This is a genomic window from Mycolicibacterium llatzerense (assembly GCF_025331195.1).
Classification (GTDB): domain Bacteria; phylum Actinomycetota; class Actinomycetes; order Mycobacteriales; family Mycobacteriaceae; genus Mycobacterium; species Mycobacterium llatzerense.
Map to the genome: position 1 here is coordinate 50,921 of NZ_LXOV01000001.1, position 20,486 is coordinate 71,406.

The following is a 20,486-nucleotide window of genomic DNA, read 5'->3' on the forward strand; positions in this document are numbered from 1 at the left end:
GTTTCGCGTTCTGGGGCAGCCACGTCAGCACCGCGTCAGCAGTCGCTGACAAACGTGTTTGCGCAGGTCACCTGGTCTACCGTGGGGCCGACCACCGCACACGACGGCGTCGCGTCCACACATCACGGTGGCTCTTGCTGCTGGAACCTTGCTGAACTGACACCGGCTGTCTACGTTGACAGCAGTTGTTCAGCGATCTTGGGGGTAGTTGTCATGTTTCGTGGGTTTGCCGCCGTGGCGTTGGCCGGACTGTGCGTAGTCACCCATGCAGCACCAGCGAATGCTGCGCCCTCGATCGACGGTAAGGCCGTTGTCTGCGACACCTTCGACAAGTACGGCGTCAATGTGAAGTCGGTCAAGTGGATTGGTGACTACCTGATCGACAGTAAGGGCGCGACACCAAGCAGCGCCATCACGCTCATGGAGGTAGCAATGACCGCCTATTGCCCTAACTACAGCAAAGCTTTCGATGATCTGAATAGCCAGCTCGCGAAAAGTCAGCATCCCGACAATCCGCTCTTCAACTAGCACAAGGCGCCCGTCGGAAACCGACCGCGTTACTTCTTCGGTAGCACTCCGTGGTCCCTGCCGCAGCGCCAGCACTGGTAGTTGTCGTCATCGTTGGCAATCATGTTGCGGGCTACGCATCGTCGGCAAAACTGGTCACGCATCCCTGCGGGCGGGCTTGGTTCGCGTGAGTTTGCGATGGCGGCCAGCGCGATGCCGAACGGGCCGAACAAGAAGAACGTCAGCAGAAAGAACACCAGTCGGCGATCCCTTGGCGCGACAAGCGCGGCGATTGCGCCAAAGACGCCCACAACCAGAAGCCACACGATTACGGCGAGTAGCAGATTGCCGAGGATCAATGGCCAAAGATCGAACTGATCATCTGTGTTCATATCGCGGATGTTAGCCATGCTGAAAGGTTGCTGTCAGCAAGCTTTAGCAAACCTGCATGCAGGCGCTGCCGAGCTCCTGATACTCTGGGCCACGCGAGCAACCCTGTGTCGTGAGAATCGGCAAGGCCACTGAAGCGGCAGAGCGTGTCTGATCACCCGGCACGCCGTAAAGCCAATCGCCAGAACCCCCAAGGCACAGGTGAACAACCGGGGCTCCCATTGTTCACGCGCTGAGCAGCTTCGCTGCGAAGCATTCACTAGGGGTACCTATGTCATTGGATGACGACGCCCGCGAGTTCGGGCAGCACTGCAAACAGGGCGGTTGGCGGCTAGGTCTGCTCGTTGCACGCAATGTGCATGTGTCAGGCGACGAACGCGGTCGCAGCGATCTTGAGGCCGACAAGCTGGGCCGGGTTACTGCGAACCAGTTCGCAGACAAAGCCGGAGTGTCCGCCCGAACTGTACAGCTGTACTACAAAGCATTGGGGTTCCCCTGAAAAAGTGGACACGGTTAGCTTGATTGCTGATTGATCCGTGCGGTGATCTCGAAGTCGATAGGTGAGATCATTCCCAGTGAACTATGCCGCCTGTCATGGTTGTAGTAGCGAAGGTAATTGTCAAGTCCCGCAGCAAGATTCGCATACGTTGTGAAGGCATGCCGCTTGTAGTACTCGTGCTTGACCGTCGACCACAGTGATTCGGACCCGGCGTTGTCCCAACATATGCCGGTGGCCCCCATAGAGCGGCGCAGGCCGTGATCGGAGCAGACTGTGGCCAAGTCGTGACTGGTGTATTGACTGCCCCGGTCCGAGTGCAAGATGGTGCCGGCCACCGACCCGCCGCGGGTGAACACCGCCGCGTCCACCGCCTGCTCGACGAGCTCAGTGCGCATGTGGTCAGCCACCGACCAGCCCAGCACCCGTCGCGAGTGCTCGTCGCGGATCGCGCACAGGTAGGCATCGCCTTCACCGCAGGTCAGATAGGTGATGTCGGAGGTCCATACCGCATCGAGGCGGCCTTGATCGAAGACCCGGCCCACCCGGTCGGGTGGGAAAGACGCCGCCGGGTCGACGACTGTGGTTTTGACCTTGAAGGTGCGCGGGCTGATGCCTTCGATGCCCATCTCGGCCATGATCGCCGCGACGGTGTTGACCGACACCGAGACCCCAGCGGCGTGCAGGTCGGCGGTGATCCGTGGTGAACCGTAAGTGCGTCGGGATTCTTGCCAGTGGGCCAGGATCTTGACCTCGAGATCGCGGCGCCACTGCTGCCGCGGCGTGGGTTCGGTGCGTCGCTGCCGTGCTTCCCAGGCGTAATAGCCCGAGCGTGAGACGTCGAGGAGCTCGGTCAGTGTGGCGATGTCGTGGTCGGCGCACTCCGCGGCGATGAGCTCAAACCGACTCACCGATGTTGCTGTGCCGCAAAGTACGCCGATACTTTTTTCAAGAAGGCGATATCTCGGTCCTTCTCGGCCAGTTCCGCACGCAGCCGCACCAATTCGGCGCGTTCACGGGCCGTCAGATCGCCTTCTGGCGGCCCATGGCGGGCATCGCTGGCCACCCCGTCGCGGACCCTCTCCTGACGCACCCACTTGCCCAGCAGACTCTCGTGCAGGTTCAGTTCGCGGGCCACCTCCGAGACCGGCCGGCCCCTGTCAATCACCCGACGAGCAGCCTCCACCTTGAACTCCGGTGTGAACGACCGACGCGTCCGCGACATATCGACATCCTTCCAGCAGGACACCGTCCCGCTATCTCAGGTGTCCACTGAAACTGGGGAACCTCCCATGGCAGCTCGCAGCCAAAGCCGGGCATTGCACTCCAGCAGAACAACTTTCGCCAAGACTAGAAGACGGAATCATCAACTTCGATGACGCCGAAGAGTACGACGCCGAGCGGGACCAGTGGTGTCGGTACTACCGGGCAGCCAAGAAGCCTCACGAGCCGAAAGCTACTGGAGACAAGGCTGATTCAGTCAGCCAGCAGACCGAGACCAAGGACAAAGCGAATCGGGCCGTGGACGCGCTAGTCGATACCTCCGAAAAGTTGGCGAAGAACCTGTGCAAGGTGGTCGAAGGCGTGGGCCCCAAGCTGACAGGCGATCAATCTGAGCTCGCAGCGTTCGTAGAGCGGTTGCGCGAAACCAGGTCTGCACTTGACCAGCAATGCAAAGAGATTGACCAAATTCTGGAACGCATCGGGTTTGGTGACCGCGAGGAGAAGGCGGCGTGAGTTCAAGTTTTGAGGCCGGGAAAACAACTACCTGCGGCATGTGCCACCGCGAGAACGAAATGCTGATGCACGTCTATGGGCAAACCGGGGAGGTTCTCGTATTCGGTCACGAGTGCAGCAATTGTCACTCGCCGCTACCCGACGTCGCCGAGCTCCTGACAACGATGCAAGCCCAGTTCCAAATGACAATCCACTACGCGGACAGTGGGGCTTGCTGGTGTTTGGACTGCGATGCTCCCACTCAGGTTGACCCACACGGCATCTTCGATCATCTCCGCCAAGTTCACCCTTTGGAATGGGCGCGCATGCATGCTGAGGCGATGTAGGTTCGCGCGAGAGAACCCCCTCCCGCCACGGTTGCTGAAACCGATACGGCAGCGGGCGAATAAATGCACTCGACCCCGCTAGATGGGTGAAGGCGCATCTAGTGTCGCGCGTCATTAATTAGTTTACAGTGTGCGATGATGGTGTATGCCGTCATCTGCGTTGGTGATCAGTGATGAGGATCGTGCGACATTGCAGTCGTGGACACGGTCCTCGACGATGCCTGCCGGCCATGTTGAGCGGGCCCGGATCGTGTTGGCCGTGGGCGATGGTGCGGGCACGTCGGGAGCGGCCCGACTGGTGGGGGTGTCGCGGCCGACGGTGATCAAGTGGCGGGATCGGTTCGCCGCGTTAGGCATTGACGGTCTGGACGATGAACCCCGTAGTGGTCGACCTAAGACTGTCGATGACGCGGCGATCCTGGCGGCCACACTCGATCCGCCGCCGGATTCGTTGGCGGTGACGCACTGGTCGAGTCGTCTGCTGGGTAAGTACCTCGGCGTCGGGGATGCCACCGTGGCCCGGGCGTGGCGACGCTACGGGGTCAAACCGTGGCGCCGCCAGACGTTCAAGTTTTCCACCGACCCCGAACTGGAAGCCAAAGTTCGTGACGTCGTCGGGCTGTATCTGAACCCGCCCGAGAAAGCGATCGTTTTGTGCGTAGACGAAAAATCGCAGATTCAGGCACTGAACCGGACCCAACCGATCCTGCCGATGCGCCCGGGTCTGCCAGAGAAGGCCACACACGACTACCAGCGCAACGGCACCGCGACCCTGTTCGCGGCACTGGAGATCGCGACCGGGAAAGTGACCGACCGCTGCTATGAACGTCACGGCAAAGCCGAGTTCCTCGACTTCCTCAAGACCGTGGCCCGGGCGTATCCGAGGCGCCGGCTACATGTGGTGTGCGACAACTACCACACCCACAAGCATGCGGACATCAACGCGTGGCTAGCCAAGAATCCGCGTGTGACACTGCATTTCACCCCGACATCAGGTTCCTGGCTGAACATGGTCGAAGTGTTCTTCTCGATCATCACCCGCCAAGCGATCCGCCGGGGATCGTTCGACAGCGTCAAAGAACTCATCGCAGCCATCGGCGCATTCATCGACGGTTGGAACCAACGTTGCCACCCATTCGTGTGGACCAAGACCGCCGACGAAATCCTGCCCCACGCCCGTAAAACAAATTCAGACGCGCGACACTAGCGGGGTCAAGGCGCACGCTCAAGGCAAGTGGTGCCTATGCACTGCCCTGGCGGCTGGTCGGGTTTGGAGCGTGCCGGACAATGAACAATACGGTCTAATCCGAGATGGCTAGTGCTGCATCGTGATCGGTACTAGCGGACTGATCTCGATGCAGCACTATGGTCTTACATTCTTTGGTCGTTGCTGAAGGTGATCACAACATCCGGCTCCGGCGTGGTGCCGTGGTAACGCCCGCCCTCGTTAGCCGGGGCATCTTCAAGCCCGCGAGGAGTGATGCCAGCGCCCCAACCGTATTCCGATCCCTCCGAGTCCATCTCGGGCGACAGTTCTTGCCGACGACGGTCGTACTCACTGACCCCTGCGAACGGAGAACCCGAACTTGATGAGTTCCTACTCACAACACGCACCTTCTCCCACACACGACGGTTTAGCGAGGAATCGACGGCGCGGTGTAGGTGTTGCCCACGGCCAGCTGGCGCACCGTGGCAGCGCCCCGGTGACGGGTTCCGGTGCCGAACGTGCGCGAGTAAAACGACGAGAGCAGAGGGTATCCATTCTCGGTACCCGGCAGCTGTCGCAGACCCTGATACAGCTTGTTGGTGTGCTGCCGCACGCCAATCGGGTTGGATGCAGAGCCTGGTCCAGCAGTGGCGACCATCGCGAAGTACCCATCGGGACAGAATTGCGTCTCAACGATCCACACCGGCCCCCACTTACCGACCGTAGGCAGACCGAAGATTTCGCCAGCGGGCAGGTTGCCGACCAGCTCGCCCGGTCCCTGCAGAATGAAGCTCGGCTGATTGCTCGCGGGCAAGAAATCCCACTTGCTCGTGACAGAATTGTTGTTCTCCACGTTGGCCCGGAAGCTTTGAATCACTTCACTTTCGCGCTCACTGACCAACGCGATCACTTCCTGGCCCGAATCGACCACACCGTAGCCGTGCTCGCGAATGTCCTTCAACGCTTCTAGCAGGTCTTCGCTGTCGATATCTACCGCGCCGGTGGTCTTGTAGTGCGAATGGGATCCGTTGAACTGGCGTCCGTTCCACAGAGGCGGCATGGTGCCGTCACCCGACCACAGGCCGTAACAGGTGTGCCCGGTCGCATTCTCTTCAGGCGCGGGGTCAAACAGGCGCTGCAGGATTGTGCCGGTGACAAGACGGTTGTCACTGTTCATTGCGCCATCGTGTACAGCTCGCACTTGACGGGCATCCATGTCTCGCAAGGCCCGCCATGTGAAACGTGCGGCCCGGTCAAAGTCTTTGAGCGTGTATCCAAGCAGCGCGTGCTCAGCCGGAGGCCGCAGACCTTCGGGCTCACCGTATTCGGACGCTTCCTCGAAGCTCTGTTCGTTGAGGCCCTGGGGCACAGCGTCGGCCGTGCTGGTGTGCCAATACGACAGCAGGTCCGCGATAGCGCTTCGGCTGGAGTTCCACTTGTCCAGCGCCTGCTGCATTTCCGTCCAGATGACGTTGAGGTCTACACCGTCTGCTGTCTCCGTCACACGAGGCAGCGCATCGCCGGAATCGTTGTAACCGCCTTCCCCGCCAAATGGAGGCAGCGAGAGAAGGGATGCCAGCGGCTCAGCGCCGGCAAAGAGGGGGTTCACGCCACGCGGCGCAGTGTAGGTGGTCATTTGCGAAGTTCTCCGTATGAGTGGCTATGGGAACCGATTCCGCGAAAGCGGGCCGCTCTTGGGAGAAAGGTGACCCAAAACCCGCTTTCGCGTCGGTCGGTTTTAGCTGCCCAGGGTCGATGCCAGTCACCTAAGGATGCTTACAGACTCTCGTCACGCCTCTATAAACCGTTATAGCGCAATATGTTTCAAAATTCCGCAATTCCAGGAAGTGCGACAGGCCGCGAAGCGCCGCCTAGAGTTGCTTACAGTTCAACTGCCAGCGCATCAATTTCGTTGGCTTGCTGAACTATTCGTTCAATTACCTGAAAGGCGATTGCAGACATGAGCAGACTGCCGAAGCCCTATCTGACCACAGATGAGGCGGTGGAATACCTACGCAGCTTGGGGCTCGCCGCCACGACCGCGAGCACGATCAAGACCCACGCATACAAGACCGGCAAGCTGGAAAAGCCGAGAATCTCTGGAAGGCAGGCATTTTGGTCCCGCAAGAGCCTCGATGAACTGGTGGCGTCTCTCTGATGACCGATCAATCTTGGAGCGATGACCGTTGGCGCGAGCACAACCGCATGCTGCGCGAAGTGGGCGGCGTTTGCGTGATGCCCGACCAGTGGAAGCAGATCAATAAGCTGGCTAACGAGATATGCGCCACCGACGTAACACAAGTCGACGCAGCAATCCTGGCGAGTGCGCCGAGAGCCGTCGAGCTGGCGTGGTCACTGCTCAACCAGTGTCGTCGCGAATGGACGATGACGTACTGCGGCGGCACCATGACCGAGTACTGCAACGATGGCGGACGCGACTTTGCCACACCGCCGGAGTTCGCAATTGATGACAGCCTGTTTCCGTGGCATGACCGCGACCTGCCAACGCAGCTGTACGCCGTAAGTCCCAAATTTCAAAGCGCTTTCGCCTTGAGTGACACAGCTCAGTGGATCTTGATTGCCGATAAGGCAATGGAAATCAACGGTTGCGATGGGATGAGCTGGTCGTGCGACAACCCGTGCGCAAAGCCCAGCGAGCGCTACGCGGTCAAGTTCGGCGAATTCATTTCCGTAGTGACCGTGTGTGATTCGTGCGCCGCCAAGTTCAGACACATCGCACCCGAACACTAACCACTACAAACAACGATGGCCCCGCTCCCAGGGTTGAGGAGAAACGGGGTCATCGACCGGAGGTAAGGACCTCAGATGAGCTTAGCTGACCAGTTGCCCGGTGTCGCGGGCGAAAGTGTCTCTGTTGGAAGGATTCTCAGGCAGGCTGAAGACAATGGCGTCAATGGTTGGGTCGGACAGTTCCCGGTAGGCAAGGAACACAAAGGCAGACTCAAACTTCCGTGGCGCAAGGGCCGACACGGCTACAACGGCGTCGACGCCACACCGGAGGAATTCGAGCGCCTGGTGCATTCGGTGGCCCGGCAGATCAAGAAAGGCGCAGACCCCGGCGTACTGTCCCTTGGCGTTCGGTGCCCTCTCGGCGTGCTCGGTATCGACGTGGACGCGTACGACGGGCGCAGCGGCGCTGAAACACTAGATCGCTGGAGATCGCAGTTCGGGCCGTTGCCGGCAACGTACCGCGTCAGCGCTCGCGTGGACGGCATCAGCGGCATCTACCTGTTCCGGGTGCCGAACGATTTCTACCCGAAAGAGCCTCCCAACGGCGGCGTGGAGTTCCTAGACAGACATCACCGCTACCTCGTCGCCCCGCCGAGTTGGCACCACACCGGCAGGCCGTACCAGCTGTACATGCCCAACGGACTGTGCAGCGCCACAGGTGTCCTGCCGCTTGTCGAAGACCTTCCGCAGTTGCCCCAAACGTATCTGGAAGGACTGCCCCAAGCAGCCGTGGCGGGGAGGGGGCGGGAAGCCGATAGCGCCGAAGTGGCACGGTTCGAGCTGGCCTACGACAGCGGGCCTCAGCCCGACATGGTGCCGCATTTGATCCGTCGTGCCAAGGCAGCCAATGCCGACAGCGTTCGCAACGCGGTGCGAGACGCGCTGTGCTGGGCAGCTCGCGAAGCCAAGGGCGGCCGGTACAGCTGGTGGAACGCCGTGGAGCAGATACAGCTGTGGGCCGAGAAACGGTACGCCAAACGCGACAGGCAGCTGGACCTGGCCGAGTTCGCAGCCCTCCAGCGGTACGCGGTGGGGGCGGTGCGAGATACGCCGGAGGCAGCGCTACGGGCCAAGTGGGACAGAGACTTTGTGAGCAAGGAAGAGAACAACCAGTGACCACGGTGAACGACACCCAGCGCCAACCCAGTGTCAACGATCTAGCAGCGACACGAGACCTTCGCATGGCGGGCCGCCTGGAGACCAAATCTGCTGGGCTGCACAGGTTCATCACCAAGCGCGGATGGCACTGGTACGACGGCATGGTTTGGCAACTGGACCACAACGAGAGCCGCATCCAGCAGTTACTTGTCGAACTGCTGGAGGAGCTTTGGCCGTCGGCGTTCGGTGATCAGCAGCTCAAAGACGACATCCAGCGGTGCCACACCTCGGGCGGCATATCTGGCGTGCTCAAGATCGCGTCCAAGCTGCCGGGCTTCTCGGCACGCATCGAGGACTTCGACGCGAAACCGTGGTTGCTAAACACACCGGGCGGAACTATCGACTTGCGAGAGAACAAGGTTCGCGCGCACAACCCGGACGACCTACTGACCCACATCACGCGTGGCCGGTATCGGAAGAACGCGTACAGGACAAGCGAACACTTCCGGCAGATGATCGAGCGCATCCAGCCCGACGAGAACACCCTTGAGTACCTAGGGCGTGTTGCCGGCAGTGCCCTGCTCGGAGAGCACCGTGAAGACCGCTTCGTGATCTGGTTGGGCGAGCTGGGCAACAACGGCAAGACGGTGCTGGACGGTGCGATCCGGTACGCGCTGGGCGACTACGCCAGCATCGCGCCCCGCGAGTTGGTGATGGAGACCAAGTTCAGCCACTCGTCGGACAACATGGTGCTGTTCCGAAAGCGGTACGTGTCCATCGACGAGACCAATCGCGGCGAGCGCATCGACGAGGCCAAGATGAAGAGCCTGTCTGGTGGTGGCACCCTCACCGGTCGCGACCTGTACGAGAAACGCGTGTCGTGGGAGCCCACACACAGCCTCACCTTGATGACCAACCACGGCCCGAAGGTCAGCGGCGACGACAAGGCATCGTGGCGTCGGATCGTGGTGATTCCGTTCAATGTTCGTCTTCCGGACCCCGACCCCAACGATCCCAACTCGGCCGATGTGGGCTTGAGCTCTCGGCTGGCGGGCGACGCCGACGCCGTGATCGACTTCTTGCTGAGAGGCTATGTCCGGTACCAGAAACAGGGCCTGGCAGATGTGCCAGAGGCCGTGCGGCACGCGACCACGGCCTACTACGAGGCCAATGACGAACTGCTGCAGTTTCGCCGGGACTGCTGCGAAGAAGCTGCTCACCTGACTGAGAGCAACCCTGCGCTGCTGGCCGAGTACCGCACGTGGTGCGAGAGGGAAGGCATCGAGCGGCCCTACGGGGCCAGAGCGTTCGGCAAGTACATGGACGGCAGCGGCTTCAAGCGCGAGGCCGGAGGAGACAAGCTGCGCCAGGGCATTGCGTTGAAGGGCAGGTTGGGGCAGGTGCGCCGCGCCGGTGCCGCGCCCGAAAGTGCCTCTGACTAGGCAAAAGGAGAAAACGGATGGTTCGCGGGTTCTTGCCCTCTATAGGAAATTTGAAAAAGGACTGACGGGATGTCCATTTTCTCCTTTTTCGAGGTCAGGGCATGTTTTTGCCGGAGAAAACCCTGCGACCTGGGCAAATGCGCGCAATCCGAAACCAGTGCAACCCAGCGCGATACAGCGCAGTAGTGCGAGACAGGACCAAAGGCTATGACTGAGAACGAATCCGAGATTGTGGATGCTGAAATCGTTGAGCTGCTTAATCTTCCAGTAACGGTGACCTATGAAGGCGACCCGGCCATGAAAGCCGCTGCAAGAGAGCGAGATTGGCCACAAGGTCCAACTGCTGCGAACAGGTGCGTCGCTCACAAGAAGAACGGCGAGCAATGCAAGAGGCACGCGATCAAGGGCGCGACTGTCTGCAGGGTTCACGGCGGTGCTGCCGGGCATGTGCGTAGAGCTGCTAAGGCGAGACTGGACAACGCCGCTGACCTGATGGCTCAGAAGCTGCTAGGCATCGCGATTGACGACAGCTTGCCTGCGGAAACGCGGCTGAAGGCGATCAAGGATGCGCTGGACCGCAGCATGGGCAGGCCTACTGCGACAGTCGAGGTAGGGCCAATCGAGCCCAAGCCATGGGAAGAGATCTTTGACGCTATCGGCGGTAGTCCCACTAGGGATTACGACGCCGAACAGTCGCTCCCTCCCGCCATGGCTGGCCCAATGCATGACAGCACCAGGCAACCGGGGCGGGGAGCAGTGGATAGCGGTCATCCAAACGCTGCGAGTGCGGAAAGCCTAGAGGCGCTTAGGCGTAGCGCTAACAGGACCGGACTGGGCTCTGATGCCACAGGGCAGTTTGCATCAAGCTCGCCAGGTGGTCCACGCGCTGAGGGCGACGCGTCGGCACGACAGGCCAAGCGCGACGACATCGACCGCGAGCGACAGCCTCAGGATGCCGGACCACGCACCTCAGGCAGCGCAACTCGCCAGCATCCAGGCCTGGTCGGTGAGGCAGCGTTGGCCGAGCACGCCCGCCTGGTGCGCAAACAGGTTGCTATCGGTGCGCTGCGACCGCCCAAGGAGCTGGAGAGCCCGCACAAGCGATACCGCAACCCGTACGACGTCTAGACGCGTAAGCGATAGGCAGACAACGAGATACACGTTTGTACCCACATTTGTATCGGGTCGGCTATAAGTAGTGGCTGAGGTGGATGTCGCCCGACATCCGCCACAACCGACACCAGGAAGCGAGCGTGAAGACGTGAACGCGAAACCCAAAGCCATTGGGTACATCCGAGTTTCAACAAGCAGGCAGGCCGACAGTGGTTATGGCCTAGACGCACAGCGGGAACAGATCACCCGATACTGCGCGGCCAACGGGCTCGAGCTGGTCGCGCTGATTCCCGACGTGATGAGCGGAAAGAAGAGCGATAAGTTGTACGGACGCATAGCCGCTATCGCCGCGATTCGCTCGGGCGTTGCGAATGTGTTGGTAGTCAACACTCTTGACCGCTCCAGCCGCAGCATGGCCGACGGGGCGAAGCTGGTCGCTGACGCGAAGGCCGAAGGCTGGCGCATCGTGGGGCTGGACGGAACCGATAGCAACACAGTGTCACAACTGACGGCGCACGCCAGACTCCTTGTCGCAGAGGAAGAACGCGAGCTGATCAGCAAGCGCACCAAGCAAGGCCTGATCCGTGCTCGGCAGGCCGGTAAGCAGCTCGGCAAGCCGTCGACGATCGACCGCGACACCGTTGCTCGCATCGTTCAGCTCCGCGACTCCGGCATGGGCACCAAAGCCATTGCGAAGGCTTTGGACCAGGCCCGCATTGCCGCCCCTCGCAGCAACTCATGGAGCTACAGCACAGTGCGCGACGTGCTGGCGCGGGAGGGCGTGGCGTGATGAAGCGAGACGGCGAAGGTGTCGAGCACCCAGAAGACCAGTGGCAGTACCCCGGCGAGACCACATGCGACGGCATGGCAGACATAGCAACCGTTGACGACGAGAACGAAGGTGACATCTGATGGCCACGATCAGGAAGCGCGAGACGAGCAAGCGCGACAAGTTCGGCAATCCCGTTGTGTCGTATCAGGTTCGTTGGAATGAGCCCGCGCGGGACTCCTTTGGTGCGCCTGAACTTGACGAGCAGGGCAGAACGAAGTTCAAGCAGACCAGCGAGACGTTCCCGACAGAGCGGAAAGCCAAGGCCCGACTCAGGCAGGTCGAAACAGACCTGGAGAACGCCTACAGCGTTGACCCGTCGTCAGCGAAGGCCAAGGCCAATACTCCGTTGGGTACCTACGCCCGGCAGTATCTGGACAGCCTGGTAGGCACCATTGACGACAACACCATCGAGGGCTACGAGAAGATCTACCGCACCCACATCGGGCCGTTGTTCGGGAGCAAGCCGGTCGCAGCGATCACCACAGCGGACGTGATGCGATTTCGGGCCGATCTGCTTGCGCCATACCAGCGTAGGCACGGTAGGGCCAAGCCGGACACACCTATCCCGGCGAATCAGCCGCTCGTCACACGCTCACCGAAGACGGTGAAACACATCGTCGGAACGCTCAAGCGAATTCTGGATGTGGCGGTAGACGATCAGGCTATTGCCGGCAATCCCGTGGTGCCCGGTCGTCGCCATACCACCAAACGCCGAACCCGCGCAGCTGGAGACAAAGCGCCGTTCAAGCACCGGCCGTTGACGGCGAACCAAGTAGCGTCGGTATACGACTGGATCGCGAAAGACCGCGAAGTGGTCCGGCAAGCGACCAACTCGTCAGGTCCTGTGGGCAGCACCTACGTCAGGCCGGGAAACGAGGTGTACGCACTGGCCGTACTGTTCGCAGCTCACACAGGTATCCGCGCCAGCGAGTTGCAAGGTCTGCAGCTGCAAGACATCGCCTTGTCCACCCTCCCCGCCACGGTTGGCTCAGTCCGTATCGTTCGTACCGCCGCGCGCAAAGGCCGCATCTGGACCTACGGCACACCGAAATCCGAGTCGAGTTCGGACCGCGTTGTTCCCCTGGCTCCGTGGTTGGCCGACGAGTTGCGCGAATACCTGACTACGGTTCACCCGTTCTCGGCCACCAATACGGCGGGCAATCGGTACGCGCCGAACGCTCCTCTGTTCCCTGGTCGGAGGAATCGCTATGTCTTCGATTGGGCTAAGCCGGTGTGCGCGGCAAGCCTGTACGAGCACTACCTGCAGCCAGCGACCAAGGCCCTGGGTCTAGGAGCTGTCCGCTTCCACGACCTGCGCCACACGTTCGCAACTATGAACCTGAGCGCGGGCGAGCACTATATGCAGGTGTCAAAGTGGTTGGGACACTCCACATTCGTGCTGACGCTGACCACCTACGCGGACTACATCAACGAGGACGAGTTCGTGGCTCCGAAGGTAAGTCGTGGTGTGGCAGCAGCCGCAGCGAATGTCATTGATTTGGGACGACGTAGCACAGGCAGGGCCTAGTCTACGACCAACTGTTTCTTCCGCGGCTAAGCCGCCGATCCCGCAGCGACAACCACGCCGCCTGGCATTCAGCGACCTGTTTTGGTGACCAGCCCAGCCCGTCAATCAGAACGTGGCGGTCGACGAGATCAACGGCCTTCATAACCTCACCTGCTTTGAGCAGCAGGTCGACATCGGCCGCTAGGTCATCGGATACCAGCCCCGGTGGAGGCAATGGCAGAAGTTCTGCCTCCCTAGGTTCAAGCTCAAGAATGCCCCCGCCGTAGCTACGTCCAAGGATTTCGGAAAATGCAAAAGTCGCGCTGTTGTGGAAAGCGGTGCTTAAGGCGACAGGGTCAACCCCGCTGTTCACTCGAACACGATGCACCGTATCAGTGCTCGTGGCGTTGACACCGTTTACCGTCATTCGGGGCGCAGCATGAATCTGCCGCAGCATGAATATCTCGGGGCTCCACATGGAAGGTGTTTTCCACCATGGCTTCCGGAGTGAGCACTTGTATCCGAGGTGCACCCCTTCGGCCTCGCCTGAACGGATATGGCGCTGCAGATCAGGGTCCTTGGAATCGACACGCGCATTCAAGAGCCATGTCCGGTGCGTGCTATCAAGGTCGTTGTCGCGGCAATGATCGTCATAAATTAAGCCGGACAATTGTGCACTACGTGAAACCAGAGGGACACAATGCTTCTTCAGCCCGAGCTGATCAACGTCTGCGTCGCTGAAGGTAAAGAAACTATTCCGCCCGGTGACGATTCCCACGTCGACAGATGCGAGGTCACCGACGGTGGTGAGATCCGGCGACTTCTTAAGTCGGCGAAGCAATTGAATCTGCCGAGGCTTGAGAAAGTACTTCGTCCACTTTTCGTGGTCGTGAATCAAGGTCGGTGCTGCGGGCCCGTCGAGTTTAGCTCCATGTAGGCCCGCCGCATCTTTGAGGTGCACCGTACGCATTTCCGCCGGACCGTCGCCTTTGACGCCCAGAAACAACACCACTTCTTGCGTTACTCCTTCGAAGAGGAGACGCTCAAAAGTGATCAGGGTGATAGCGCTGAACTTTGCGAGCAGGTAATCCCTGAGCTGCGCCGCGTATGACACCTGCATCAGTTCAGCAGGCAACACCAGTCCGACCCGTCCGCCATCGCGTACCGCAAGGGCGCTTGCGACGACGCAAGGCACCCAAGCGTTCGTCAATTTCGTCGGATTGAGGCCTTCGTCGCGCATCAAATCGAGGGCCGGTTCACGTTGCTCAGTGGGCCAATTGCCAAACCGTATGTACGGCGGATTACCGGCCACGCCATCCCACTTGCCGTGCTGGCTACGTGTCAGCCAGTCGAACAGGCTCTTAGTTGCCACTGGCGCGTAGCGGCGCGCTTTCGTCGCTTCCTCACGCATGAGCTCTACCCCGCGCGCCTCGTTGGTCAGCTGAGACAGTTCGCGGAGTATCCTCCCGTCACCGCAGGTCGGTTCCAAAAGTTTGCTCCCAGCATCAAATACCCACTGAGCAAGGAACCTTGCGATTAGCTCCGGTGTGTAATATCCGCCCCGGACCTTGTCTGTATCGGCAGCTGCCTTGGCCGGGTACATCGTCATGCCGATAAGTATGCGTGCACGGTATGACGAGACATGCGTAGGAGTGCGGCGCGTCTCGGGTGGGCGGCCTCACCCGGCGTGCGGTGGCAACCCCTGGAAGCGTTCGTAGTACGCCTCACCCAGGTCATCGCTAAAGCGTTCGTAGCGAAGCGGGCTGGTGGAGGCCGGAAAGTTTGGATCTATCAGGCCGGTGGTCGGATCCCAGGAAATCAAGCTCATAGCTTCGGCTCGGTGCGCTGGCTCATCCACCAGTTTTCTGCCGCCGAGTCGAGTCAACGTGCCAACTATCGCATTCGTGCGCGCCCCTGGCGTCAAGCACGGGGTTGGAACAGCGAAGATGAAACCGACTACGGCGCTCGGAAACCGACTATGCACGGTTGTCGCTTCTGTAGCTAGGTCGTTGATCATGTTCTGCCAGTTCTTGCCGACGCTGACGTTATCGTTCAATGTCTTGCTGTCATATGCGATCCGGACGCCATCAGGTCGGTACCCAACGTCGAAGTTTTGGGGCCGCACACCACCGACAATGCGTACGGGGCCGACTTCGACACAATCTGCTGCTGACGGCTGGAGCTGATTCTGAGTGGGCTTCAGCACTGGAATTCCGCCCAGCATCACTGCCAGAGCTCTGCCCACTGCCTCGTCGATGAGCATGCTGAAATCCATAACCTGCTTTTTGGTGAAGGCCTCGCCGTTCAGCCAGAGCTGCCCAAAGGCCTGCATCTCAGTCTGCGGAAGGACGAGCGGGGGCATCGACGTCAGGGGAGCCACGTTGGGCGACTCTACTTGCGTCTCCGATCCCATTGAAGAACCTGGTTCCGTTGTTGTTCGGCGTTCCCCGCCTGAATGGAAAGTTGCGGCCAGCCTCCCTGATGATCGAAGGGGCTTGCGCCGCGTCCGTCTTAGTGGCCCAAATACAGAACAACAGCCAGCAGACGAGTGCGAGTAGCGGTGTTACGACCGCGACGAAGAAATACCAGAAGTAGGGCACCGGCAGCCTCCAGCCAAGTGTCTTGGCTTTCTCGGCAACCAAGCTTGGTTGGATCTGCTACTGGGCTCCTTGGCCTCACAAACCCGCCGCCGAGACGACAGGGGCCTACAAACCCCTGCGCTCCGAACTCCCGCCTGAAAGGCTGTTCGTGATGCTGCTAGTGGGTCACGCCCAGAATACACCTCAAGCAGCTGAGAAACGTGGCTCAACAGTCGCGTGGACGGACAACCTAGTGAATGTGGACGCGGGATGGACGTGGAGCCGTACCGGCGATTGCGGGCCGCCGCTGGTAACGGCCGAAAAAGACCGTTACCAGCGGCGACGCCGGTGCCCCCAGTGGGACTCGAACCCACACTGTGCGGATTTTAAGTCCGCTGAAATGGTAGCGTTTGACCTGGTGATGATCCCAAATCCGCTGGTAGCGGCAATAATTGGTGCATCTGTATACGGGACGTGTACACCACGTAGTGTGCAGTGGTGTACACAATGATCGGGGGCAGAGGTGGCGTTCAAGAAGCAGCCGACTAAGAAGAACCGGCGCGCCAAGGGTGAAGGCAGCATCTTCCAGCGAGCGTCCGACGGCATGTGGGTCGGCAGCATCGATCGAGGCTTCGACGAAAACGGCAAACGACTCCAGAAGCGGGTCTACGCCAAGGACCAGAAGACCCTCGTTGCAAAGCTCGACGAAGCCAAGGCCGAACATCGCGACGGCCTGAACCTCGACCGCACCATCACCGTCACGAAGTGGCTCGAATACTGGCTGCCCAACATCCACAAGGAGCGGATTCGTCCCGGCACCTATCGCGACTACGGACACACGGCAACCAATATCGCGCGGACCATCGGTCACAAGAAGCTGATAGAGCTGACGCCGGCCGACGTTCGGGGGATGCACACCAAACTGGGCAAGGGTGAGCGCCGCGCGCAGAAGGCACATGTCGTTCTCAACAAAGCGCTCAAAGACGCGATCGCAGAAGGACTTATCAAGCGCAACGTGGCGGCAGTGGTCGACTCACCCGAGGTCAAGCCGACGGCGCGCAAGCCACTGACCATCGAGCAGGTGCAGACGATCCTCGCCTACGCCGCCGAGCACCGCAGCATGATGGAGGAGACGCGCTGGCTGTTCGCATTCCTGACTGGAACCAGGCAGGGTGAAACGCTCGGACTGACGTGGGACCGTGTGGATTTGGTGAGCGGCGCGTGTGACATCACGTGGCAGTTGCAGCAGCTCAAGCGCGCGCACGGATGCGGCGACAGGACGTCCGAGGGCTGGCCGTGCGGACGCGCAAATGGTGGCCACTGCACCTCGCCCAATTGGGACATGCCCGTGATGTTCGAATACCAGCCCCTGCACGCATCATTGGCGCTGACACGACCAAAGTCAGAGGCGGGTAATCGCTGGGTACCGCTGATCGAGCCGCTGCGACTCGCACTGAAGGAACTGCACGACGCCGACGCCGGACCCAACCCACACAACTTGGTATTCCACCGCGCTCCCGGCACCCCGGTAATTCCCAACGAAGACAGCCGAGCATGGCATTCACTACTCCGGGACGCTGGGATCATCGGGCCCAACGAGACGCTGCCACTGCATACGACCCGGCACACCGCCGCCACCGTGCTTCGAGCGGCCGGCGCCGACGAGCAGACCCGAATGGAAATCCTTGGGCACAACTCCCCCGAAGTCACTCGCATCTACGCGCATGCGGATCAGGCGAAGAACTCCACGATGATGGATGCATTGTCGGTGCTGGCACAGAGGCCACTCGCGATCGACAGCTGATTGTCACCGCCCGCGCGTACCGTCCGCGCTATGGCGGGTTGGTCGTGGTTCACCGCCTGGCCGGTAGGCGACGGAGACAACTACCGTGGCTCCTCGATGCCGATGTGCTGCCCCGGCTGCGGCATCGATTGGTCGGCTGTCGGCTTCGGGCTGCCGATCCGCGGCAACGTCCAACGCGGCTGGGGATCACCACCGACAGGAGCCACCGCCGCGGTGTTCTACGAGTGCCTCGACTGCGGCTGGTGCGCGTACGACGACCGGCGCGGCGAGTACCGGCGCCGGCCAGGTGACTGACTCACACAAGAGCCGCATTCACACCTGACATTTCACTGCCAGGCCGCTGGACGCGACCGTATGCTCGCGCACCATGACCTTCGTGTGGTTCCTGCTGTACATCGCGATCTGGTTCCTCGTCGGCGGCGTGATCGGCGCGCTGATTGCGAAGGCAGTTGGCTACGACCGCCAATACGGGTTCCTGTGGGGCGCATTCCTCGGCGTGATCGGATGGACCGTGGTCGTCCTAACCAACAGCGGCAGCGACGTCAGCCCCGGTCGCCTGCGCGTGCGGTGCCCGTATTGCGAAGCCGCACAGCACGTCGCCAGCTCCGACGATGGATACGTCTGCTGGCAGTGCCAGCAGGGGACGATCCTGCACAGCGGTGACGACGAGACTGACATTCATGGCCGATGTACCGTGCAGTGCCCCAGCTGCGGCAAGAAGGTCAAGGTCAAGGCAAGCGGGATGCGTTACAACTGCGAGTGCGGATCCCGGAACAACCTGGCTCTTTACGGCTAGCCCAGCGGGTCGACGGTACCGCCGTGCTCGAGCGCGTAGGCCTCGGCATCAACCCGCTCGGAGTCAGTAAACGTCTTGACCAACGCAGGATTCCCGGGCGGCCGGACGATCAGCGTCAGGTGCGCGAGCTTGTGCTTGCTGGGCTTCTGCTGCCGATGCGGTTCCGTCACGGTGGGCCACTGTAGGTGATCGTCCCCAGCAGGGAGAGTCGGTCGAGCTTCAACTGGGGACGATCTACAGATATAGACGGATGCGGGCCGCGTTCGGTTCCATCAAATTTTGGCGGAGGGTGGAGGACTCGAACCCCTACCTTTCACGGCACCCCGGGTTTCGAAGCCGGTTGCAGACCATTCCGCGGCACCCTCCCAAGCGGAGAGCGGAGGAATCGAACCCCATGCCCTGCGACACACACCGGCTAGCAACCGGGTCTCAGCCCATGCCGAGGTCGCTCTCCTGGAATCAGGAAGAACGACTCGATGATCGGCGGGCGAAACGCATGAGACCGACGATATCAGGATCGGGCGACATCGCCCCGAAAATTACTGGGGCGCAACCCACGCCGGTGCTACAGTTTCGGGCGTGAGCACCTTGACTGGCCGACCGTTCGGCCCCAGCTGGCGATATCAGTCGCCGCTGGGTCGGTAGCTCGCACCCTTCAACTCGACTGATATCGCTACCCCGCAAACGGGATGTAGTGAAAAGGCATCACACCTGGTTTGGGTCCAGGCAGTCGCGGTTCGATTCCGTGCATCCCGACAACCAGCACCCGAGTGGGTGTGCACAGGCGTAGCTCGCCGGTCTCCAAAACCGCGCGGCGAGAGTTCGATTCTCTCCACCCATGCGACGCGAACGCACCATGTGGCGAGGAAAGCGGGCTGTAAATCCGTAGCTTCGGCTGTGCAGGTTCAACTCCTGCCGTTCGCACCAAATCCCCTGTAAACGCAAGAGAGCCGCCCCCGACCGAAGTCGAGGGCGGCCCAGACGTTTCTTCCGGTCGGAGCGTATCGCCCGCGACCGACAGCGATCAGGTCAGCGGACCGACCTTCCGTGCGATAGCGCCCATCACCGCTCCAAGCCAGTCCAGCCTGACCGGCATGAGGTTCACCAGGTGCAGCGCGATCGAACCCACCACCGCGTACAGCACCCACTTCAGTCGCCGGGTAGCCATCCACCGGTCGAATGCGTGGGACAGCATCTCGTCACCGCGGCCAGCGGCCAGGACGTTGTGGCCGACGACGTACGCGCCGAGCACCAGCCAGCCGCGGTCCGCGCGCCGGCCGCTCATTGGCGCCGCTTCAGATCGCCGATCTCGCCGTCGATGCGAGCGATGTCGGTCCGGTGGGTCTCCCGGTCATCGACGGCAGCATCCGCCAGGCGCCCGACGTCCTTCTTCACTCCACGCAGGTCGGACTCCATGCGGTCGAGCTGGTCGCGCATCGTGTCCGGCCGGTTGTTCACCGAGCGTTCGATCGAGTTCAGCTTCTTCTCGCGGGCGTCGGCCCGTGTCTTGCCGCGCCGCCGATCGATCACTGTCGTGGCCAGGTTCGCCACGGTGACCACCCCCAACCCGAGGAACGCCCACAGGTTGTCCATCTCCGCGTAGTTCACCGTCACTGGCCGTCGCCGCTCCGCCGGTCCTGCACCATCTTGGCCGTCGACAGGCCCGTGGAGATGAGGCCGGCGCCGGTGACGACCCATGTGAGTCCGGCCCCCGGCTCCATCCGGTTCAAGCCGACGAGCACCACCACGCTGAGGAAGATCGTCAGCAGACATGCGGCGTGGATGACCAGCCGCACGGTGTCATTCTGAGGGATTGGCAACATGGTTCGCCTTTCGGATACAAGAGAAAACCGCAGGTCAAATGACCCTCGGGGACCTACATCAGGTTTGAGCTGAAATAG

The 20,486-nt window shown here is 61.0% G+C and carries 24 protein-coding genes and 3 tRNA genes; 17 read left to right on the plus strand and 10 right to left on the minus strand.

Going from position 1 to position 20,486, the window contains the following annotated elements; genetic code table 11:
• Positions 1-54: 54 nt before the first annotated feature.
• A complete protein-coding gene (locus A7G45_RS00355; RefSeq protein WP_260932162.1) occupies positions 55-528 on the plus strand; it encodes a hypothetical protein in 474 nt (157 codons plus the stop codon).
• 29 nt (positions 529-557) lie between these two features.
• Here A7G45_RS00355 and A7G45_RS00360 read toward each other — a convergent pair whose 3' ends face one another.
• The 3 genes from A7G45_RS00360 to A7G45_RS00370 all read right to left on the minus strand — a co-directional run bounded on the left by A7G45_RS00360 (position 558) and on the right by A7G45_RS00370 (position 2,618).
• Positions 558-917: a hypothetical protein gene (locus A7G45_RS00360; protein ID WP_260932165.1), complete on the minus strand. Its 360-nt coding sequence runs from the start codon at positions 915-917 to the stop codon at positions 558-560.
• Positions 918-1,410: 493 nt separating this feature from the next.
• Positions 1,411-2,304 (minus strand): IS3 family transposase, encoded by an 894-nt coding sequence (locus tag A7G45_RS00365; RefSeq protein WP_260932168.1) that lies wholly within the window; start codon positions 2,302-2,304, stop codon positions 1,411-1,413.
• Positions 2,301-2,618 (minus strand): transposase, encoded by a 318-nt coding sequence (locus A7G45_RS00370; RefSeq protein ID WP_260932170.1) that lies wholly within the window; start codon positions 2,616-2,618, stop codon positions 2,301-2,303. Before A7G45_RS00370 ends, A7G45_RS00365 begins: the two co-directional genes overlap by 4 nt.
• A 296-nt stretch (positions 2,619-2,914) precedes the next feature.
• On the opposite strand from A7G45_RS00370, the gene A7G45_RS00375 reads away from it, so the two are divergent.
• Both A7G45_RS00375 and A7G45_RS00380 read left to right on the plus strand, forming a co-directional pair.
• Complete coding sequence (locus tag A7G45_RS00375) at positions 2,915-3,130, plus strand: hypothetical protein (protein WP_260932173.1); 216 nt, start codon at positions 2,915-2,917, stop codon at positions 3,128-3,130.
• A gap of 471 nt (positions 3,131-3,601) precedes the next feature.
• Positions 3,602-4,663, plus strand: coding sequence for an IS630 family transposase (locus tag A7G45_RS00380; RefSeq protein ID WP_016895231.1), 1,062 nt, complete (start codon positions 3,602-3,604; stop codon positions 4,661-4,663).
• 427 nt (positions 4,664-5,090) lie between these two features.
• On the opposite strand, the gene A7G45_RS00385 is transcribed toward A7G45_RS00380, so the two are convergent.
• A complete protein-coding gene (locus A7G45_RS00385) occupies positions 5,091-6,299 on the minus strand; it encodes a hypothetical protein (protein WP_260932185.1) in 1,209 nt (402 codons plus the stop codon).
• A 324-nt stretch (positions 6,300-6,623) separates the two neighbouring features.
• Between A7G45_RS00385 and A7G45_RS00390 the strand changes: the two genes are divergently transcribed.
• The 8 genes from A7G45_RS00390 to A7G45_RS00425 all read left to right on the plus strand — a co-directional run bounded on the left by A7G45_RS00390 (position 6,624) and on the right by A7G45_RS00425 (position 13,427).
• Positions 6,624-6,821, plus strand: coding sequence for a DNA-binding protein (locus tag A7G45_RS00390; RefSeq protein WP_260932188.1), 198 nt, complete (start codon positions 6,624-6,626; stop codon positions 6,819-6,821).
• Positions 6,821-7,414 (plus strand): hypothetical protein, encoded by a 594-nt coding sequence (locus A7G45_RS00395; protein ID WP_260932191.1) that lies wholly within the window; start codon positions 6,821-6,823, stop codon positions 7,412-7,414. The genes A7G45_RS00390 and A7G45_RS00395 overlap by 1 nt, the downstream gene beginning before the upstream one ends.
• A 75-nt stretch (positions 7,415-7,489) precedes the next feature.
• Positions 7,490-8,530, plus strand: coding sequence for a bifunctional DNA primase/polymerase (locus A7G45_RS00400; protein WP_260932194.1), 1,041 nt, complete (start codon positions 7,490-7,492; stop codon positions 8,528-8,530).
• A 65-nt stretch (positions 8,531-8,595) separates the two neighbouring features.
• Entirely contained in the window at positions 8,596-9,954 is a 1,359-nt protein-coding gene (locus A7G45_RS00405; protein ID WP_260932196.1) for a DNA primase family protein, read from the plus strand.
• Positions 9,955-10,161: 207 nt separating this feature from the next.
• Complete coding sequence (locus A7G45_RS00410) at positions 10,162-11,082, plus strand: hypothetical protein (protein WP_260932199.1); 921 nt, start codon at positions 10,162-10,164, stop codon at positions 11,080-11,082.
• Positions 11,083-11,215: 133 nt separating this feature from the next.
• Positions 11,216-11,857, plus strand: a complete 642-nt coding sequence (locus A7G45_RS32450) for a recombinase family protein (protein ID WP_260932201.1) — start codon at positions 11,216-11,218, stop codon at positions 11,855-11,857.
• Entirely contained in the window at positions 11,857-11,979 is a 123-nt protein-coding gene (locus tag A7G45_RS00420; RefSeq protein WP_260932205.1) for a hypothetical protein, read from the plus strand. The genes A7G45_RS32450 and A7G45_RS00420 overlap by 1 nt, the downstream gene beginning before the upstream one ends.
• Positions 11,979-13,427, plus strand: a complete 1,449-nt coding sequence (locus A7G45_RS00425; RefSeq protein ID WP_260932206.1) for a tyrosine-type recombinase/integrase — start codon at positions 11,979-11,981, stop codon at positions 13,425-13,427. The genes A7G45_RS00420 and A7G45_RS00425 overlap by 1 nt, the downstream gene beginning before the upstream one ends.
• Before the next feature lies 1 nt (position 13,428).
• Here A7G45_RS00425 and A7G45_RS00430 read toward each other — a convergent pair whose 3' ends face one another.
• Positions 13,429-15,015, minus strand: coding sequence for an Eco57I restriction-modification methylase domain-containing protein (locus tag A7G45_RS00430; protein WP_260932210.1), 1,587 nt, complete (start codon positions 15,013-15,015; stop codon positions 13,429-13,431).
• A gap of 69 nt (positions 15,016-15,084) precedes the next feature.
• A complete protein-coding gene (locus A7G45_RS00435; protein WP_260932213.1) occupies positions 15,085-15,786 on the minus strand; it encodes a hypothetical protein in 702 nt (233 codons plus the stop codon).
• 722 nt (positions 15,787-16,508) lie between these two features.
• Here A7G45_RS00435 and A7G45_RS00440 point away from each other — a divergent pair.
• From A7G45_RS00440 to A7G45_RS00450, 3 genes are all read left to right on the plus strand, one after another.
• Positions 16,509-17,789: a tyrosine-type recombinase/integrase gene (locus A7G45_RS00440; RefSeq protein ID WP_260932215.1), complete on the plus strand. Its 1,281-nt coding sequence runs from the start codon at positions 16,509-16,511 to the stop codon at positions 17,787-17,789.
• Between the two features lie 30 nt (positions 17,790-17,819).
• Entirely contained in the window at positions 17,820-18,083 is a 264-nt protein-coding gene (locus A7G45_RS00445; protein WP_260932218.1) for a hypothetical protein, read from the plus strand.
• A gap of 73 nt (positions 18,084-18,156) precedes the next feature.
• Positions 18,157-18,585: a hypothetical protein gene (locus A7G45_RS00450; protein ID WP_260932220.1), complete on the plus strand. Its 429-nt coding sequence runs from the start codon at positions 18,157-18,159 to the stop codon at positions 18,583-18,585.
• On the opposite strand, the gene A7G45_RS00455 is transcribed toward A7G45_RS00450, so the two are convergent.
• Positions 18,582-18,755: a hypothetical protein gene (locus tag A7G45_RS00455; protein ID WP_260932223.1), complete on the minus strand. Its 174-nt coding sequence runs from the start codon at positions 18,753-18,755 to the stop codon at positions 18,582-18,584. The two genes, A7G45_RS00450 and A7G45_RS00455, sit on opposite strands and share 4 nt — an antisense overlap.
• A gap of 515 nt (positions 18,756-19,270) precedes the next feature.
• Here A7G45_RS00455 and A7G45_RS00460 point away from each other — a divergent pair.
• From A7G45_RS00460 to A7G45_RS00470, 3 genes are all read left to right on the plus strand, one after another.
• Positions 19,271-19,341: transfer RNA gene (locus A7G45_RS00460), tRNA-Pro, on the plus strand.
• 14 nt (positions 19,342-19,355) lie between these two features.
• Positions 19,356-19,426, plus strand: a tRNA-Trp gene (locus A7G45_RS00465).
• Positions 19,427-19,430: 4 nt separating this feature from the next.
• Positions 19,431-19,512: transfer RNA gene (locus A7G45_RS00470), tRNA-Tyr, on the plus strand.
• Positions 19,513-19,609: 97 nt separating this feature from the next.
• Here the strand turns inward: A7G45_RS00470 and A7G45_RS00475 are convergent.
• Genes A7G45_RS00475 through A7G45_RS00485 form a run of 3 tightly spaced genes read right to left on the minus strand, consistent with a single transcriptional unit; the run spans position 19,610 to position 20,381 of the window.
• Positions 19,610-19,870 (minus strand): DUF7427 family protein, encoded by a 261-nt coding sequence (locus A7G45_RS00475; RefSeq protein WP_260932226.1) that lies wholly within the window; start codon positions 19,868-19,870, stop codon positions 19,610-19,612.
• Positions 19,867-20,199 (minus strand): hypothetical protein, encoded by a 333-nt coding sequence (locus A7G45_RS00480; protein WP_260932227.1) that lies wholly within the window; start codon positions 20,197-20,199, stop codon positions 19,867-19,869. The genes A7G45_RS00475 and A7G45_RS00480 overlap by 4 nt, the downstream gene beginning before the upstream one ends.
• Positions 20,196-20,381 carry a hypothetical protein gene (locus A7G45_RS00485; RefSeq protein WP_260932229.1) on the minus strand — a complete coding sequence of 62 codons (186 nt, stop codon included), beginning with the start codon at positions 20,379-20,381 and terminating at the stop codon, positions 20,196-20,198. Before A7G45_RS00485 ends, A7G45_RS00480 begins: the two co-directional genes overlap by 4 nt.
• Positions 20,382-20,486 lie beyond the last annotated feature (105 nt).